Genomic DNA, 16,432 nt, shown 5'->3' on the forward strand with positions numbered 1-16,432 from the left:
GAGCAATAAGACGAGTGCTCTTCTCGGCTTGTTGTGGGAACTTGGTCCATAGCGCCGAAGCGATATTTCTGTTATACCTTTAGTACAACTTGTATAGTTTTTAGTTCTAAGAGATTCTTGTTGCGGAATGGAACAGGGCCGTGGTATAATTTCAAATGGTGTTAAATACACACGCATTCGGATTTGTGCCGCTGGTGCCCTAATTGGGTAACGGTTCAAAGATGAAGGATGCGGAGGGAAAAAATAACCTATCAGGAGGAAACACAAATGTCAGTAATTTCTATGAAACAATTGCTTGAAGCTGGTGTACACTTTGGCCACCAGACTCGCCGTTGGAACCCGAAAATGAAAAAATATATTTTCGTTGAGCGTAACGGTATCTACATCATCGACCTTCAAAAAACAGTCCGCAAACTGGAAGAGGCTTACAGCTTCATGAAACAAGTGGGCGAAGAAGGCGGCAAGGTACTTTTCGTTGGTACGAAAAAACAGGCTCAGGACGCGATCAAAGAAGAAGCAGAACGTTCTGGCAACTACTACATCAACCAGCGCTGGTTGGGTGGAACACTTACTAACTTCGGTACAATCCAAAAACGTGTTAATCGCATGAAACAAATCGAGCGCATGGCTGAAGATGGAACTTTCGAAGTTCTTCCGAAAAAAGAAGTTGTTCAATTAAATAAAGAGCACGATCGTCTTGTTAAATTCCTGGGCGGTATCCGTGACATGAACGGTCTGCCGGATGTAATGTTCGTAGTTGACCCGCGCAAAGAACGCATTGCAGTAGCAGAAGCTATGAAATTGAACATTCCAATCGTTGGTATCGTTGATACGAACTGTGATCCGGATGAAATCGATTATGTAATTCCTGCAAACGATGATGCAATCCGCGCAGTAAAACTTTTGACTGGTAAAATGGCTGATGCTTTGCTTGAGTCTAAACCGGAAGAAGAAGAAGAAACTCCAGCTGAAGCTGCTGAGTAATTCACAATGAACGACAGGTGATAAGCGGCCAAACCTCTTATCACCTTTTTTTGAGAAAACATCTATCCTAAGGAGGAATTTAATCATGGCAGTTACAGCTCAAATGGTAAAAGAATTGCGTGAAAAAACTGGTGCAGGTATGATGGACTGCAAAAAAGCACTTGTACAGACAGACGGCGATATGGAAGCGGCACTGGATTTCCTGCGTGAAAAAGGCCTTTCAAGCGCTTCTAAAAAAGCGGACCGCATTGCAGCTGAAGGAATCACTGCGATCAAAGTCGAAGGAAACGATGCAGTAATTTATGAAGTAAACGCTGAAACTGATTTCGTAGCGAAAAACACTGGTTTCCAAACGCTTGTAACTGAGTTGGGTGATCACCTGTTGGCTACTAAGCCGGCTACAATCGAAGAAGCGACTGCTTCTACAATGTCTAATGGACTGACTGTTGCAGACCACATTTCAAACGCAATCGCGAAAATCGGTGAAAAAATCACTTTACGCCGCTTTGAAATCCGCACGAAATCCGATGCTGACGCTTTCGGTCCTTACCTTCACATGGGTGGCCGCATTTCAGTATTGGTATTGCTTGAAAACTCGACGGATTCAGATGCAGCCCGCGATATCGCAATGCACATCGCTGCTTTGAACCCGCAATTCATCTCACGCGAAGAAATTTCTGCTGAACAGGTGGAAAAAGAGCGCAAAATCTTGACTGAACAAGCATTGAACGAAGGCAAACCTGAAAAAATCGTAGCTAAAATGGTTGAAGGCCGCCTTGGCAAATACTTCGAAGACATCTGCTTGCTTGACCAGGCGTTTGTTAAGAACTCTGATCAAAAAGTCCGCGATTTCGCAGCTTCAACTGGCGGCAGCGTGAAAGAATTCATCCGCTACGAAGTTGGAGAAGGCATCGAAAAACGTGAAGATAACTTCGCTGATGAAGTAATGAGCCAAGTAAACAAAAAATAATTTTATTTTCATAGCAAGATCCCGGGGAACACTGAAAGGTGTTCCCTATTTTTCAATAAATCGTTAAAATGGAGGGTACCGATGAGTGTTCAGCAGTATAAACGCATTGTATTAAAACTTAGTGGAGAAGCGATGGCAGGCGGGCAAGGTTTCGGATTATCTCCTGAAATCATTAAATCCGTTGCAGCTCAAGTAAAAGAAGTAGTTGATCTGGGTGTGGAAGTCGCCGTGGTTGTTGGCGGAGGCAATATCTGGAGAGGTAAGGTCGGCTCTGAAATGGGTATGGACCGGGCAACTGCCGATTACATGGGAATGCTTGCAACAGTAATGAATTCATTGGCTTTGCAGGATTCACTTGAAAAACAGGATGTTGAAACGCGCGTGCTTTCATCTATTGAAATGCGCCAGGTCGCTGAACCGTACATCCGCAGACGCGCAATCCGCCACCTTGAAAAGAAACGGGTTGTGATATTTGCGGCAGGAACGGGCAATCCCTACTTCTCTACAGACACCACAGCTGCACTGCGGGCTGCAGAAATTGAAGCAGACGTTATTCTGATGGCTAAAAACAATGTGGATGGCGTTTATTCCGCTGATCCGAAAACAGATTCGACGGCTGTCAAATATGAAGAATTGTCGTATCTGGAAGTCATCCAGCAAGGTCTGCAGGTGATGGATTCCACAGCTTCCACACTATGTATGGACAATGACATCCCACTCGTAGTATTCTCAATAATGGAAAATGGAAATATAAAACGAGCTGTTCTGGGTGAAAAAATCGGAACAGTTGTGAGGAGAGACATATAATGCCGAAATCTGTGATGAGTGAAACCACTGAAAAAATGACAAATGCAATTCAGGCTTATTCCCGCGAGCTGGCTTCAATTCGCGCCGGACGCGCTAATCCATCCATGCTGGACCGTTTGACGATCGATTACTACGGTGCGCCGACGCCAATCAACCAGGTAGCTGGAATTTCAGTGCCTGAAGCACGCATGATCATGATCCAGCCTTATGATAAATCCGTGCTGGGGGACATTGAAAAAGCGATCCTTAAATCGGACATCGGATTAAATCCTTCCAACGACGGTTCGGTTATTCGCCTTGCGGTGCCTGCTTTGACTGAAGAACGCCGGAAAGAATTGGTCAAAGATGTTAAAAAAGAAGCTGAAATCGCTAAAGTCAACATCCGCAATATCCGCCGTGATGCAAACGATGAATTCAAAAAGCTTGAAAAGAAAAGTGAAATCACAGAAGACGATCTTCGCAGCTATACAGAAGACACTCAAAAATTGACTGATGCCAACATCGCGAAAATTGATGAAATGGCAAAAGATAAAGAAAAAGAGATTATGGAAGTATAAGAGAACTTCATAAGCTTTCACGCGTCCTGTATATAGCAGGGCGCTTTTTAATGTCAAAAAAATAGCCGGTGAGAAAGATAGGGCACGACAGCGGTTTTTTTGATATGATAAGGGGTAGACATGCCGATTTGTAATAGGTGGAGGATTAGATATGATAAATAAATTATTAAAAAGAAATACGGAAATGGTGATCGGCGATTTGGAACGCCTGTCAATAGTCCGTGATGGAATAATTCCTTCACATATAGCGATTATCATGGATGGCAATGGACGCTGGGCGAAGAAACGTTCACTTCCGCGTGTGGCCGGCCATCACGAGGGAATGAAAACTGTCCGCAAAATCACGCGGCTGGCGAACAGCCTCGGCGTTAACGTATTGACTTTGTATGCATTTTCCACGGAAAATTGGAAACGTCCAAAAATAGAAGTGGATTTTTTGATGAGGCTTCCGGAAGAATTTCTGACAACCTTTTTACCTGAACTGGTCGCTGAGAATGTCAAAGTGGAAATGATGGGGGACCAGACAAATTTGCCTGCCCACACGCTGAAAGCTGTCGCGAAGGCGAAAGAAGCCACAAAAGACAATACAGGCTTAATATTGAATTTTGCATTAAATTATGGCAGCAGAGCGGAAATCGTGGATTCGGTAAAAGAACTTGCGGCCCAAGTGGCAGCCGGAACACTGGATCCCGAAGATATTACGGAAGAACATATTCGTTCTGGCCTGATGACAAAATCATTGCCTGAACCGGATTTATTGATACGGACCAGTGGAGAAGTGCGCCTCAGCAATTTCATGCTCTGGCAGCTGGCCTATACCGAATTTTGGTTCACCGAAACGTTGTGGCCGGATTTCAACGAAGATTCTTTAATCGATGCGATTGAAAATTATCAAAAAAGGAATCGCCGCTTTGGAGGATTGAAAGGGGAAGAAGCACAGTGAAACAGCGTCTCATAACCGGAGCAATCGCTTTTGTCTTATTTATTCCATTCGTAATTTATGGCGAGACTCCTTTTACGATTTTAGTGTTTATCCTGGGCACCATTGGCATGCAGGAATTATTGAAGATGAAAGGCCGCACACTTTGGAGTGTACCCGGCCTTATTTCTCTTTTGGCGTTATATGCCTTTATGATGCCGAATGACTGGTCACAGCAAATTGGCGAGTGGACCGGCTATACAAAAGTCGAAATCGCCTTTATAGCGGTGATCCTATTGCTTATACATACAGTAATTGTTAAAAACAGTTTTACATTTGATGACGCGGCCTTCGCGATCATGGGCACTCTCTATGTCGGAATGGGTTTCCTGTTTTTAATCGAAACACGGGAAGCAAGCCTGGCTTATCTCATCTATGCTTTGCTGGTGGTTTGGTTTACTGATTCCGGCGCTTATTTCACGGGCAGAAAATTCGGCAAGCGAAAATTATGGCCTGAAATTTCACCGAATAAAACAATTGAAGGTTTTGTCGGCGGCATCATCTATGCAATCGTCGCGGCGTTGGTGTTCAATTATTTCGTCGACCTGAATCATCCCATCTATATCATCATCATCGTAACAATCATTGCGTCCGTTTTCGGGCAAATGGGAGATCTGGTCGAATCTGCGATGAAAAGGCATTTCAACGTGAAGGATTCCGGAAAAGTTTTGCCGGGGCACGGAGGGGTGCTTGACCGTTTCGACAGCATTCTTTTTGTTATGCCGTTATTGCATTTTTTACATTTCATCTGAGGAGGCTGCCCTGAATGGCTAAAAAGATTATTTTACTCGGTGCGACCGGCTCCATCGGCGTCCAGACAACCGATATCATCCGGGAACATCCGGAAGAGTTTACGCTGGTCGGCTTTTCTGCTGGCCGCAATATCGAACTTGCAAAAAAATTCATCAAAGAATTCCATCCGGAAATCGTCTGCCTGCAAAATGAGCAGGACGCCGATGCGCTGCGTGCTGAATTTCCGCGGACTTCTTTTGTTTCGGGGAATAGAGGGCTGATTGAAACGGCCGTTTACGACGCGGACGTTCTAGTTAACGCCGTCATAGGCAGTGTCGGACTCGAACCAACCCTTGAAGCGATCAAATTGGGGCGCACCATCGCCATTGCCAACAAGGAAACGCTTGTCACAGCCGGCCACCTGGTCATGGAGAGCGCGAAACAGTACGGCGCTGCGATCTTACCGGTCGACAGTGAACATTCCGCCCTGTTCCAGTCGTTGAACGGGGAAAAGATTGAGCAGGCGACCAAACTGATCCTTACTGCATCCGGCGGAAGTTTCCGGGATTCAACACGGGAACAGCTCCGGAATGTCACAGTGGAAGAAGCGCTGAATCATCCGAACTGGTCGATGGGCGCGAAAATTACGATCGACTCAGCGACCATGGTCAATAAAGGCCTGGAAGTGATTGAAGCGAATGTTCTTTTCAATTTCAACTATGAAGATATCGAAGTGCTGCTGCACCGGGAAAGCATTATCCATTCGATGGTGGAGTTCCGGGATACCAGCGTAATGGCGCAGCTCGGCACACCGGATATGCGTGTTCCAATACAATATGCGCTGACGTATCCGGATCGTCTGGAGCGGCCGAACGCGAAACGCCTGAATCTGGCGGAAATTGGAAAATTGCATTTTCAGCCTATGGATTATAAACGGTTCCATGCACTGCAACTGGCTTTTGATGCGGGACGGACAGGCGGTACGATGACCACCGTCCTGAATGCGGCAAATGAGCAGGCTGTTGCCCTGTTTTTGAACAATGAAATCAAATTCCTGCAAATTGAAGAATTGATCGAACGCGCGATGAATGCACATAATCCTGTCGCTTCTCCGGATTTGGAAACGATTTTGCATGTCGATTCTGAAACAAGAAAATCAGTCCGAAACATGCTAAAATAACTAAAGGTAAAAACCGAAAAAAGGTTTATAAGGATGGGTTCAAATGGAAACAGTCATATCGTTTATTATAATTTTCGGCGCTTTAGTTTTTTTCCATGAATTGGGCCATTTCCTTTTTGCAAAACGTGCTGGAATACTGGTGCGTGAGTTTGCGATCGGCATGGGCCCGAAAATACTGGGCATTACCAAAGGGGAAACCCTCTATACTGTTCGCCTGCTGCCCATCGGCGGATACGTCCGCATGGCTGGCGAAGACTTCGACAGAGTCGTTTTGCAGGCGGGCCACCGCATCGGGGTCCTGCTGAATGAAGAAGGCCTGGCCAAAAAAATCATATTGAACCAGAAAACAATGTATCCGGATATCATGTTTCTGGAAGTTGAAGAAGCGGACCTTGAAAAAGCGCTTTATATTAAAGGCTATGACGAAGAAGAGCGTTTTGTGCGGCTTGAAGTGTCACGGGATGCTGTAATCGAAGAAAACGGCACGGAAACGGTATTGGCGCCGCATGACCGCCAATTCGATTCGAAAAGTATCGGCCACCGTTTCATGACGATTTTTGCCGGTCCTTTATTTAATTTTATCCTCGCATTTTTCATTTTCACGGCAATCGGCCTGCTTCAGGGAGTGCCGACCAATGAGCCTGTCATTGCTGAAGTGCAGGATGACAGTCCGGCTGAGGAAGCCGGCATGCAGGCAGGCGACCTGATTACGGAAGTCGATGGCAAAACCATTGTCACCTGGAATGAACTGGTGGAATCCGTGCAGGACGAAGCCGGCACTCCATTGGATTTTGAAGTCCAGCGTGACGGTGAAACAGTGGAGTTCACCATTACACCGGAGCTGCTCGAACAGGAACAGGGAGATATCGGTGTAATCGGTGTGCTGTATGAAAGCCCGCGTGAAAAGGATTTCTTCGGATCTTTCGTGTACGGAGCAGAGACTACCGTGTTCTGGTTTAAAGAGATTTTCCGTCTGCTTGGAATACTCGTGACGGGCCAATTTACCATTGACGCGCTATCCGGTCCGGTCGGCATCTACAAAACCACTGAACAGGTAGCCCAGTACGGCATCTTTACATTGATGAGCTGGGCAGGCATGCTGAGCATCAACTTAGGGATCATGAACTTATTGCCGCTTCCGGCGCTTGACGGCGGACGCCTTATGTTCTTCGTGATTGAAGCGCTCAGAGGTAAACCGGTCGACCGCCAGAAAGAAGGCATGGTCCATTTTGTCGGCATCATGCTGCTTATGCTGCTGATGATCGTCGTGACGTGGAATGACATACAAAAGTTCTTTTTCTAATCAAATAGAAGCAAACAGTTAAGAGTTGAAAAAACTATCAGTCAGTTGAGGTGTATTTTGGAATGAAACAATCAGCAACTTTTATCCCGACATTACGTGAGACTCCTGCAGATGCAGAAGTTCGGTCCCATCAATTATTGCTTCGTGCCGGATTTATCCGTCAGAACACGAGCGGAATCTATTCTTTCCTGCCGCTTGGCAAGCGGGTGCTGGATAAAGTAGAAAAGATTATCCGTGAGGAAATAGAAGCCGCGGGCAGCGTCGAAGTGTTTATGCCTGCAATGCAGCAGGCGGAGCTTTGGCAGGAAACTGGACGCTGGTATTCGTACGGTGACGAATTGATGAGATTAAAAGACCGCAACGGCCGGGAATTTGCTCTGGGTGCAACCCATGAGGAAGTCATCACAGATCTGCTGCGCGACGAAATCAAGTCCTATAAAAAATTGCCTTTGAACCTTTATCAGATTCAATCGAAATTCCGTGATGAAAAACGGCCGCGCTTCGGATTGCTCCGCGGACGCGAATTCCTGATGAAGGACGCTTATTCATTCCATGCCACTGCTGAAAGCCTTGATGTGACCTATGATACGATGATGCAGGCTTATAAAAATATCTTTACGCGGCTTGGGCTTGATTTCCGCATGGTTATTGCAGATTCGGGTGCCATTGGCGGTAAAGACAACCATGAGTTCATGGTGCTGTCTGAAATCGGGGAAGATACAATCGCCTACTCTGATTCTTCGTCCTATGCAGCAAATATCGAAATGGCACAAGTAAACGTCGACTACCAAACGCCGGATGAAAAGCCGGAAGCAATGGAGAAAGTGGAGACACCGGATCAGAAAACCATTGCGGATGTAGCGGCATTCTTTAATACGGATGCTGAGAGCTGCATCAAGACGCTGGTCTTTAAAGCGGATGAAGAATTTGTGGTTGTGCTGTCCCGTGGAGATCATGAAATCAATGATGTGAAAGTCAAACACGCAACAGATGCACAGATTGTGGAGATGGCAACGCCGGAAGAAGTGAAGCAGCTGATCGGCTGTGAAATCGGATCGATCGGTCCTGTCGCTTTGCCGGAAAACATCCGTGTCATTGCAGACAATGCAGTCAAAACGGTTGTCAACGGAATCACAGGAGCCAATGAACCCGGATTCCATTTCAAAAATGCAACTCCGGAACAGGACTTCAAAGTGGAAATGTATACTGATCTCCGCTTCATAAAAGAAGGCGACCCTTCACCGGATGGCCAGGGCACCATTAAATTTGCCAAAGGAATCGAAGTCGGGCATATTTTCAAACTGGGCACACGCTACAGTGAAGATATGAAAGCGACGATCCTGAACGACCAGGGCCGCGCTGTTCCATATATAATGGGCTGCTATGGTATTGGTGTTTCCCGTGTGGTTGCAGCGGTTGCTGAACAATTCAATGATGTCGACGGCTTTACATGGCCGACGGTCGTCGCGCCATACGATGTCCATGTGGTGCCGGTGAATATGAAAGACGATGTGCAGCGTGAGACTGCAAATGAAATTTATAATTTGCTGAAATCGAAACGGTTTGAGGTATTGATCGATGACCGCAACGAACGTGCAGGCGTCAAGTTTGCGGATGCCGACCTCATCGGCTTGCCGGTCCGGATCACTGTCGGGAAAAAAGCTGCCGAAGGAATTCTGGAAGTTAAAGTCCGCAGCACGGGTGAAACGTTCGAGTGGAAACAGGAAGAATTACTTGAACAATTGGAGCAGGTTTTTAAAAACTGAGCCGAAAATCTGATATGATGAAAGGAAAGCACAAGCTGTGCTTTCCTTTCTTTTCTTATCTGAATAACAAACATACCCGGCAATCAACCGGCTTTATTACATTAGTGAAGGGGATAGTTATGACAATCCAGCAAGATTCAAAAACCCGTTTAAAACTGCTTCTTCAGCATCTTGATCTTACGGATGATTTACATATGCCTTTTTTCGAAGAGGCTGAACTGACCCGGATGACCGTCCACAAAAAAGAACGGACATGGCGTTTTACCATTAAGCTGGCAAAAGTATTGCCACTGAAACTTTTTCTTTTGCTGAAAGAGCGCCTTCACTCCACGTTTTCACCAATTGCTGCAGTTCAGCTGACGATCGTAACGGCTGACGATCATACAGACGCGGAATTGATCACATCCTATTGGCGGTATGCAGTGGATGAACTGGCAGATATGGCACCGCCTTTGAGAGAGCGTCTGCTCAGCCAGGCACCGCAATGGAACGGCAATAAAATGATTGTAAGCTGCGGCCATGAGCATGAAATGATGGCATTGAAATCGAAATATACGGATAAGCTGGCGCAGGTCTATCAGCAATTCGGATTTCCGCGGATAGCGATCGATTTCCAATTGGCGGAAGGCGATCAGCAGGCGGCGCATGAGGCATTCATGGAAGAACGCCGGGCGGAAGAAGAAGAGATGGCGAAAAAAGCCTTGTCTGATATGAAGAAACGCGAAACAGACCGGAAAGAAAACGGTGCACCGGCCGGACCATTCCAAATGGGTACCAATATCAAAGCGGATGAACCGGTTGCTGAAATCCGTTCCATCATCGATGAAGAACGAAGAATTACAGTGGAAGGCTATGTCTTCGATGCCGAAGTGCGTGAACTTCGGAGCGGCCGTTCCCTGTTAACCGTTAAAATTACCGATTACACGGATTCGATTCTGGTGAAAATGTTCTCGCGTGATAAAGAAGACGCCGAATTGATGAACAATGTCAAAAAAGGCATGTGGCTGAAAGCCCGGGGCTCCATCCAGACGGATACATTCGTACGCGATCTGGTGATGATGGCCAATGATATGGTGGAAATTAAACCGCAGCTTCGCCAGGACACTGCTTCTGAAAAAAGAGTCGAACTGCATCTTCACACACCGATGAGCCAGATGGATGCTGTGTCATCCGTGGATGCACTTGTCGGACAGGCAGCAAAATGGGGCCATCCGGCCATCGCCATTACGGATCATGCCGGTGTGCAGTCGTTCCCGGATGCATACGCTGCCAGCAAAAAGCATGGCATCAAAGCGATATTCGGTCTCGAAGCCAATCTGGTGGATGACGGTGTGCCGATCGCTTTTGAAGAACGCCACGCGCTTTTGGAAGAAGAGACGTTTGTCGTATTTGACTTGGAGACAACAGGCTTATCTGCGGTCTACGATACAATCATCGAATTGGCTGCTGTTAAGATCAAAGGCGGACAGGTCATTGATAAATTCGAGAGCTTCGCGAATCCGCATCACCCATTGTCGGATACGACGATCGACCTCACCGGGATCACCGATGATATGGTCAAGGATGCGCCGGAAGTGGAAGAAGTGATCCGCAAGTATCACGAATGGGCTGGCGACCACATCATGGTCGCCCACAATGCTTCATTTGATATGGGCTTCCTGTATGTCGCTTATAAGAAATTCGGAATCGATAAAAAACATGCCACGATGGATACATTGGAGCTTGCCCGCATGCTCCATCCGGAATTGAAGAACCACCGTTTGAATACGCTGGCGAAAAAGTTCGGCATTGAACTGACCCAGCATCACCGGGCGATCTATGATACCGAAGCCACTGCCTATTTGATGACGCATCTATTGAAAGAAGCCCATCAAAAAGGGATTCTTTATCATGACGAATTAAATAAATTCGTCGGAGCTGGAGATGCCTATAAACGGGCACGGCCGACGCACGTGACTTTATTGGCGCAGAACGATGCCGGCCTTAAGAATCTGTTCAAGCTTGTGTCCGCTTCCCACATCAATTATTTCTACCGGGTGCCGCGCATTCCACGGTCACTTCTTCAGAAACATCGGGAGGGACTTTTAGTCGGATCAGGTTGCGACAAAGGTGAACTGTTCGAAGCCGTCATGCAGAAATCGATGGAGGAAGTGGAACGCGTCGCACAGTTCTACGATTACCTTGAAGTTCATCCGAAAGACGTGTATGCACCCCTGATCGAGCGTGAACTGATCCGCGATGATTGGAATCTGGAAGACATCATCCGTAAATTGGTGAAAGTCAGTAAAAAGCTGGGCATTCCGCTCGTCGCTACAGGAAATGTCCATTACCTGGATGAAAATGATGCCATATTCCGGCAGGTGCTGATCGGATCACAGGGCGGAGCCAATCCGCTGAATCGCACGAAACTGCCGAAGGTCCATTTCCGCACGACGAATGAAATGCTCGATGCGTTCGACTTTTTGGGAGAAGAGACGGCCAAACAGCTGGTTATCGAGAATTCCAATAAAATAGCGGATATGATCGAGACGGTCAAACCGATTAAAGACGATCTCTATACCCCGAAAATTGAAGGGGCAGACGAAGAAGTCAGGGAATTAAGCTATAATATGGCGCGTGAAATTTACGGAGACCAGCTGCCTGAAATAGTGGAAGCCAGGATCGAAAAAGAACTGAAATCGATCATCGGCCATGGATTCGCCGTTATTTACCTGATTTCGCATAAACTTGTTAAAAAGTCTTTGGATGACGGATACCTGGTTGGTTCACGGGGCTCAGTAGGTTCATCGCTGGTCGCGACACTTACGGAAATTACGGAAGTGAATCCGCTGCCGCCTCATTATATCTGCACGGAATGCAAAAAATCTGAGTTCTTTGATGACGGTTCTGTCGGTTCCGGATTTGATCTTGAAGACAAAAACTGTCCGGATTGCGATATTCCCTATAAAAAAGAAGGCCAGGATATCCCGTTCGAAACCTTCCTTGGCTTTAAAGGCGACAAAGTACCGGATATCGATTTAAACTTCAGTGGTGAATATCAGGCGAAAGCACATAATTACACCAAGGAACTTTTTGGTGAAGACAATGTGTTCCGTGCCGGGACAATCGGCACGGTTGCTGAGAAAACGGCTTATGGATATGTCCGCGGTTATGCCAACGACCGGGATATGACGATCCGCGGTGCGGAAATAGACCGCCTCGTGCAGGGCTGCACCGGCGTGAAGCGAAGCACCGGACAGCATCCGGGCGGCATTATCGTCGTACCGGATTATATGGATATCTATGATTTCTCGCCGATCCAATTTCCGGCCGATGCCCAGGATTCCGAATGGAAAACGACTCATTTCGACTTCCACTCGATCCATGATAATTTATTGAAACTGGATATTCTCGGCCACGATGACCCGACTGTTATCCGTATGCTGCAGGATTTATCGGGCATTGATCCGAAAACCATTCCGACCGACGACCCGGAAGTGATGAAGATTTTCTCCGGAACGGAATCGCTGGGGGTTACGGAAGAGCAGATCGGCTGTAAAACAGCGACTTACGGAATTCCGGAGTTCGGGACGCGTTTCGTCCGCCAGATGCTTGAAGAAACGAAACCGACGACGTTTTCGGAACTTGTCCAGATTTCTGGCCTGTCCCACGGTACGGACGTCTGGCTGAGCAACGCACAGGAACTGATCAAAAATGGCACTTGCCAGCTGTCTGATGTAATCGGCTGCCGGGATGATATTATGGTGTATCTGATTTATCAGGGGCTCGAACCTTCGATGGCGTTTAAAATCATGGAAGCGGTCCGTAAAGGGAAAGGGCTGACGCCTGAATTTGAAGCGGCCATGAAGGAACAGGGTGTGCCGAACTGGTATATCGAATCGTGCAAAAAGATCAAATACATGTTCCCGAAAGCACACGCCGCTGCCTACGTATTAATGGCAGTGCGCATCGCTTACTTCAAAGTGCATTTCCCGATCCTTTATTACGCGGCTTATTTCACGGTCCGCGCGGAAGATTTCGATGTGAATGCCATGGCAAAAGGCTCACATGCCATCCGTTCGGTGATTGCGGAAATCAATGCCAAAGGGCTTGAAGCTTCGACAAAAGAAAAAAACTTGCTGACGGTCATGGAATTGGCGCTTGAAATGGCGGAGCGCGGCTTTGCATTCCAGAAAGTCGACCTCTATAAATCGCAGGCGGATGAATTCATTATCGACGGCAATACGCTGATTCCGCCATTTAATGCCATTCCTGGACTCGGCACCAACGCAGCGAAAGCGATAGTCGCGGCGCGGCAGGAGGGGACGTTCCTGTCGAAGGAAGATCTTCAGCAGCGTGGACGCGTGTCCAAAACGATCATCGAATACATGGACGACCACGGCTGCCTCGAAGGAATGCCTGAAGCGAACCAACTGTCGCTGTTCTAGTCAGTTGCACTGGGACGCCAATCATGGTATTATTGTAGTAACATTTACTGATAGCTCTGTCGCAGAAGAGTGGGTTCTCCCGCTCTTTTCTGTTTGTAATGACGTAAAGTGAAACTTCATTCAATGTGTGTGTTTTCCACTGAATGTTAATTGAACAAATCGGGCTTTTACGGTCAGTTGATCAACCACTTTTTGAAGTGGTTGAATTATTGCCCGTTTAAGCGGGAAATAATTGGCGGGAGGCTTGTATGAGCAAAATTACAGAACAAATTGAAAAAATCGCACAGCCCATCACAGATGAGCTGAGTCTGGAATTGGTGGATGTGGAATTCGTGAAAGAAGGGCGCAGCTGGTTTTTGCGTGTCTATGTGGATAATCCTGAAGCTCCAATTGATATTGATCAATGTGCATTAGTAAGTGAACGGCTGAGTGAAATATTGGATGAACTGGATCCGATTGAACAGAATTATTTCCTTGAAGTATCATCTCCGGGAGCAGAGCGCCCGTTGAAAAAAGAAAAAGATTTTGAGAATGCTGTCAGTAAATTCATTTATATCAAAACGTATGAACCGATTCTGGATGCCAAAGAATTTGAAGGCTATCTGCAATCATATGATGAAGAAGAAGTTGTCATTGAAGTCAAAATCAAGACCCGCAGAAAAACAATCGTGATTCCAAGAGCGAAAATTGCTGTAATCCGGCTTGCAATTGATTTTTCAGCAAAACCTGATCGATGAACCTAGGAGTGGATAAAAAATGAGCAGTGAGTTATTAAGTGCTTTAGAGGCATTGGAGAAACAAAAAGGAATTTCACGCGATGTCCTGATCGAAGCGATTGAAGCGGCATTGGTGACTGCCTATAAACGAAATTTCAATCAGGCGCAAAATGTTCGTGTGGATTTGAACCTGGAAACCGGCACTATGCTTGTCTACTCCAGAAAAGATGTGGTAGAGGAAGTGGAAGACGACCGCCTGCACATTTCTTTGGAAGATGCCCGCATCATCAACCCTGCATATGAAATTGGAGATGTAGTGGAAGAAGAAGTGACTCCCCGCAATTTTGGGCGCATCGCGGCTCAAACAGCAAAGCAGGTAGTTACTCAGCGTGTGCGGGAAGCGGAACGCGGCCTGGTGTTTGAAGAATTCGTTGACCGTGCCGATGACATCGTCAACGGGATTGTTGAACGGATGGATGCCCGCAACCTGTATGTTGGTCTCGGGAAAGTCGAAGCGGTATTGCCGCAGACGGAGCAAATGCCGAACGAGTCCTATCAGCCTCATGACCGCATCAAAGTCTATATCACAAAAGTCGAGCGTACGACACGCGGACCTCAGGTGTTTGTTTCCAGAACACATCCAGGTTTATTGCGCCGTTTGTTCGAAACAGAAGTTCCTGAAATTTATGACGGCATTGTAGAGATCAAATCGATTGCCCGTGAAGCAGGCGACCGCTCGAAAATTTCTGTTATGGCTCACCGCGAAGATATCGATCCGGTCGGTTCATGTGTCGGTTCAAAGGGTGCACGCGTCCAGACAATCGTCAACGAACTCAGCGGGGAAAAAATCGATATCGTTGAATGGTCAGAAGAGCCGACCATATTCGTTGCGAATGCGCTCAGCCCTTCAAAAGTGCTGGATGTCCAGGTCAATGAAGATGATAAATCAACCACAGTCGTTGTGCCGGACTACCAATTGTCACTGGCAATCGGCAAGCGCGGACAGAATGCACGTCTGGCAGCCAAATTGACAGGCTGGAAAATCGATATCAAGAGTGAAACAGATGCACGGGAGATGGGAATCTACCCAAATCCTAACGCTGACATCGAATTGACGGAATCAGGCGAGGAAGCCGATGACTTCGATTTTTACGACGAAAAAGAATAAGAAAGATAAGGTGATGTATGTTGGCTCTGCAAAAGAAAATTCCACTCAGGAAATGTGTAGCTACAGGCGAGATGCATCCTAAAAAAGAAATGATTCGGATCGTCCGGTCAAAAGAAGGCGAAGTAAGCGTGGATCTGACCGGCAAAAAATCAGGGCGCGGAGCTTATGTTTCCAAATCGGAGGCAGCGATATCAGCTGCCAAAAAGAAAAAGGTGCTGGACAGCCAGCTTGAAGCGAAAGTGCCTGAGGAAATTTACGAAGAATTGCTTCGTGTCGTACTAAGAGAGCAGTTGAAGTGAAATGGAAACAAAACAGAAAATTCTCCAGATCCTGGGTCTTGCCACCAGAGCAAGAATGACGATTACCGGAGAAGAACTGACGATCAATGAAATCCGGCGCGGCAATGCGAAACTCGTATTGGTGGCGGAAGACGCTTCAGACAACACTACGAAAAAACTGCAGGATAAATGCAGCCATTATGGAGCTGATCTCCAGATTTTTGGAACGCGTGCAGAAATCGGGCATGCAATCGGCAAAGAAGAACGGGTAGTTATGGGAATTACAGATGCAGGATTTGCCAAAAAACTGAAAAGCCTGTTCGATGAATATAACCGGGGGTGAGCAGATGACCAAAATTCGAGTACATGAATATGCGAAAAAAGTAGATAAGCCAAGTAAAGAAATCATTCAGCAATTGTCGAAAATGAATATTTCTGTTACAAATCACATGTCGACGCTTGAGGATAATGCTGTTACAAAATTGGATGGCCTTTATAAGAATTCTTCATCCGCTTCAGCATCGCCTGCTCAAGCAAGACCACAGAACCAGGGACAAAGCCGTCC

Annotated in this window: 15 protein-coding genes; all 15 read left to right on the forward strand. The window is 46.7% G+C overall.

Annotated features, from left to right (window positions below; all coding sequences use genetic code 11):
* Window positions 1-267: 267 nt before the first annotated feature.
* Complete coding sequence (rpsB, locus tag KW93_RS05925; RefSeq protein WP_033542065.1) at window positions 268-984, forward strand: 30S ribosomal protein S2; 717 nt, start codon at window positions 268-270, stop codon at window positions 982-984.
* An 85-nt stretch (window positions 985-1,069) separates the two neighbouring features.
* Window positions 1,070-1,954 carry a translation elongation factor Ts gene (gene tsf, locus KW93_RS05930; RefSeq protein WP_033542066.1) on the forward strand — a complete coding sequence of 295 codons (885 nt, stop codon included), beginning with the start codon at window positions 1,070-1,072 and terminating at the stop codon, window positions 1,952-1,954.
* 81 nt (window positions 1,955-2,035) lie between these two features.
* Window positions 2,036-2,761, forward strand: coding sequence for a UMP kinase (gene pyrH, locus KW93_RS05935; RefSeq protein WP_033542067.1), 726 nt, complete (start codon window positions 2,036-2,038; stop codon window positions 2,759-2,761).
* Complete coding sequence (gene frr, locus KW93_RS05940) at window positions 2,761-3,318, forward strand: ribosome recycling factor (RefSeq protein WP_033542068.1); 558 nt, start codon at window positions 2,761-2,763, stop codon at window positions 3,316-3,318. Before pyrH ends, frr begins: the two co-directional genes overlap by 1 nt.
* Before the next feature lie 151 nt (window positions 3,319-3,469).
* Window positions 3,470-4,261, forward strand: coding sequence for an isoprenyl transferase (locus tag KW93_RS05945; protein WP_033542069.1), 792 nt, complete (start codon window positions 3,470-3,472; stop codon window positions 4,259-4,261).
* Entirely contained in the window at window positions 4,258-5,049 is a 792-nt protein-coding gene (locus KW93_RS05950) for a phosphatidate cytidylyltransferase (RefSeq protein ID WP_033542070.1), read from the forward strand. Before KW93_RS05945 ends, KW93_RS05950 begins: the two co-directional genes overlap by 4 nt.
* Window positions 5,050-5,063: 14 nt before the next feature.
* Window positions 5,064-6,209, forward strand: a complete 1,146-nt coding sequence (gene dxr, locus KW93_RS05955; protein WP_033542071.1) for a 1-deoxy-D-xylulose-5-phosphate reductoisomerase — start codon at window positions 5,064-5,066, stop codon at window positions 6,207-6,209.
* Window positions 6,210-6,252: 43 nt separating this feature from the next.
* Window positions 6,253-7,512 carry an RIP metalloprotease RseP gene (gene rseP, locus KW93_RS05960; RefSeq protein ID WP_033542072.1) on the forward strand — a complete coding sequence of 420 codons (1,260 nt, stop codon included), beginning with the start codon at window positions 6,253-6,255 and terminating at the stop codon, window positions 7,510-7,512.
* Window positions 7,513-7,574: 62 nt separating this feature from the next.
* Window positions 7,575-9,278, forward strand: a complete 1,704-nt coding sequence (locus KW93_RS05965) for a proline--tRNA ligase (protein WP_033542073.1) — start codon at window positions 7,575-7,577, stop codon at window positions 9,276-9,278.
* A 119-nt stretch (window positions 9,279-9,397) separates the two neighbouring features.
* On the forward strand, window positions 9,398-13,705 hold the full coding sequence (locus KW93_RS05970; protein WP_033542074.1) for a PolC-type DNA polymerase III: 4,308 nt from the start codon (window positions 9,398-9,400) through the stop codon (window positions 13,703-13,705).
* Window positions 13,706-13,953: 248 nt separating this feature from the next.
* Window positions 13,954-14,442 carry a ribosome maturation factor RimP gene (gene rimP / locus KW93_RS05975; RefSeq protein WP_033542075.1) on the forward strand — a complete coding sequence of 163 codons (489 nt, stop codon included), beginning with the start codon at window positions 13,954-13,956 and terminating at the stop codon, window positions 14,440-14,442.
* Between the two features lie 19 nt (window positions 14,443-14,461).
* A complete protein-coding gene (gene nusA / locus KW93_RS05980; RefSeq protein ID WP_033542076.1) occupies window positions 14,462-15,589 on the forward strand; it encodes a transcription termination factor NusA in 1,128 nt (375 codons plus the stop codon).
* A gap of 20 nt (window positions 15,590-15,609) precedes the next feature.
* Window positions 15,610-15,888: an RNase P modulator RnpM gene (gene rnpM / locus KW93_RS05985; RefSeq protein ID WP_033542079.1), complete on the forward strand. Its 279-nt coding sequence runs from the start codon at window positions 15,610-15,612 to the stop codon at window positions 15,886-15,888.
* Window position 15,889: 1 nt separating this feature from the next.
* Complete coding sequence (locus tag KW93_RS05990) at window positions 15,890-16,210, forward strand: YlxQ family RNA-binding protein (RefSeq protein ID WP_033542077.1); 321 nt, start codon at window positions 15,890-15,892, stop codon at window positions 16,208-16,210.
* 4 nt (window positions 16,211-16,214) lie between these two features.
* The coding region (locus tag KW93_RS05995) for a translation initiation factor IF-2 N-terminal domain-containing protein (protein ID WP_033542078.1) at window positions 16,215-16,432 on the forward strand (218 nt) is incomplete at its 3' end.

This window comes from Planococcus sp. CAU13 (assembly GCF_000775575.1).
In the GTDB taxonomy this organism is placed as follows: Bacteria; Bacillota; Bacilli; order Bacillales_A; family Planococcaceae; genus Planococcus.

Excerpts from the sequence above, each read along its gene's own strand:
- rpsB (WP_033542065.1), top strand. The coding sequence starts at position 268 with ATGTCAGTAATTTCTATGAAACAATTGCTTGAAGCTGGTGTACACTTT.
- tsf (WP_033542066.1), top strand. The coding sequence starts at position 1,070 with ATGGCAGTTACAGCTCAAATGGTAAAAGAATTGCGTGAAAAAACTGGT.
- pyrH (WP_033542067.1), top strand. The coding sequence starts at position 2,036 with ATGAGTGTTCAGCAGTATAAACGCATTGTATTAAAACTTAGTGGAGAA.
- frr (WP_033542068.1), top strand. The coding sequence starts at position 2,761 with ATGCCGAAATCTGTGATGAGTGAAACCACTGAAAAAATGACAAATGCA.
- KW93_RS05945 (WP_033542069.1), top strand. The coding sequence starts at position 3,470 with ATGATAAATAAATTATTAAAAAGAAATACGGAAATGGTGATCGGCGAT.
- dxr (WP_033542071.1), top strand. The coding sequence starts at position 5,064 with ATGGCTAAAAAGATTATTTTACTCGGTGCGACCGGCTCCATCGGCGTC.
- rseP (WP_033542072.1), top strand. The coding sequence starts at position 6,253 with ATGGAAACAGTCATATCGTTTATTATAATTTTCGGCGCTTTAGTTTTT.
- KW93_RS05965 (WP_033542073.1), top strand. The coding sequence starts at position 7,575 with ATGAAACAATCAGCAACTTTTATCCCGACATTACGTGAGACTCCTGCA.
- KW93_RS05970 (WP_033542074.1), top strand. The coding sequence starts at position 9,398 with ATGACAATCCAGCAAGATTCAAAAACCCGTTTAAAACTGCTTCTTCAG.
- rimP (WP_033542075.1), top strand. The coding sequence starts at position 13,954 with ATGAGCAAAATTACAGAACAAATTGAAAAAATCGCACAGCCCATCACA.
- nusA (WP_033542076.1), top strand. The coding sequence starts at position 14,462 with ATGAGCAGTGAGTTATTAAGTGCTTTAGAGGCATTGGAGAAACAAAAA.
- KW93_RS05990 (WP_033542077.1), top strand. The coding sequence starts at position 15,890 with ATGGAAACAAAACAGAAAATTCTCCAGATCCTGGGTCTTGCCACCAGA.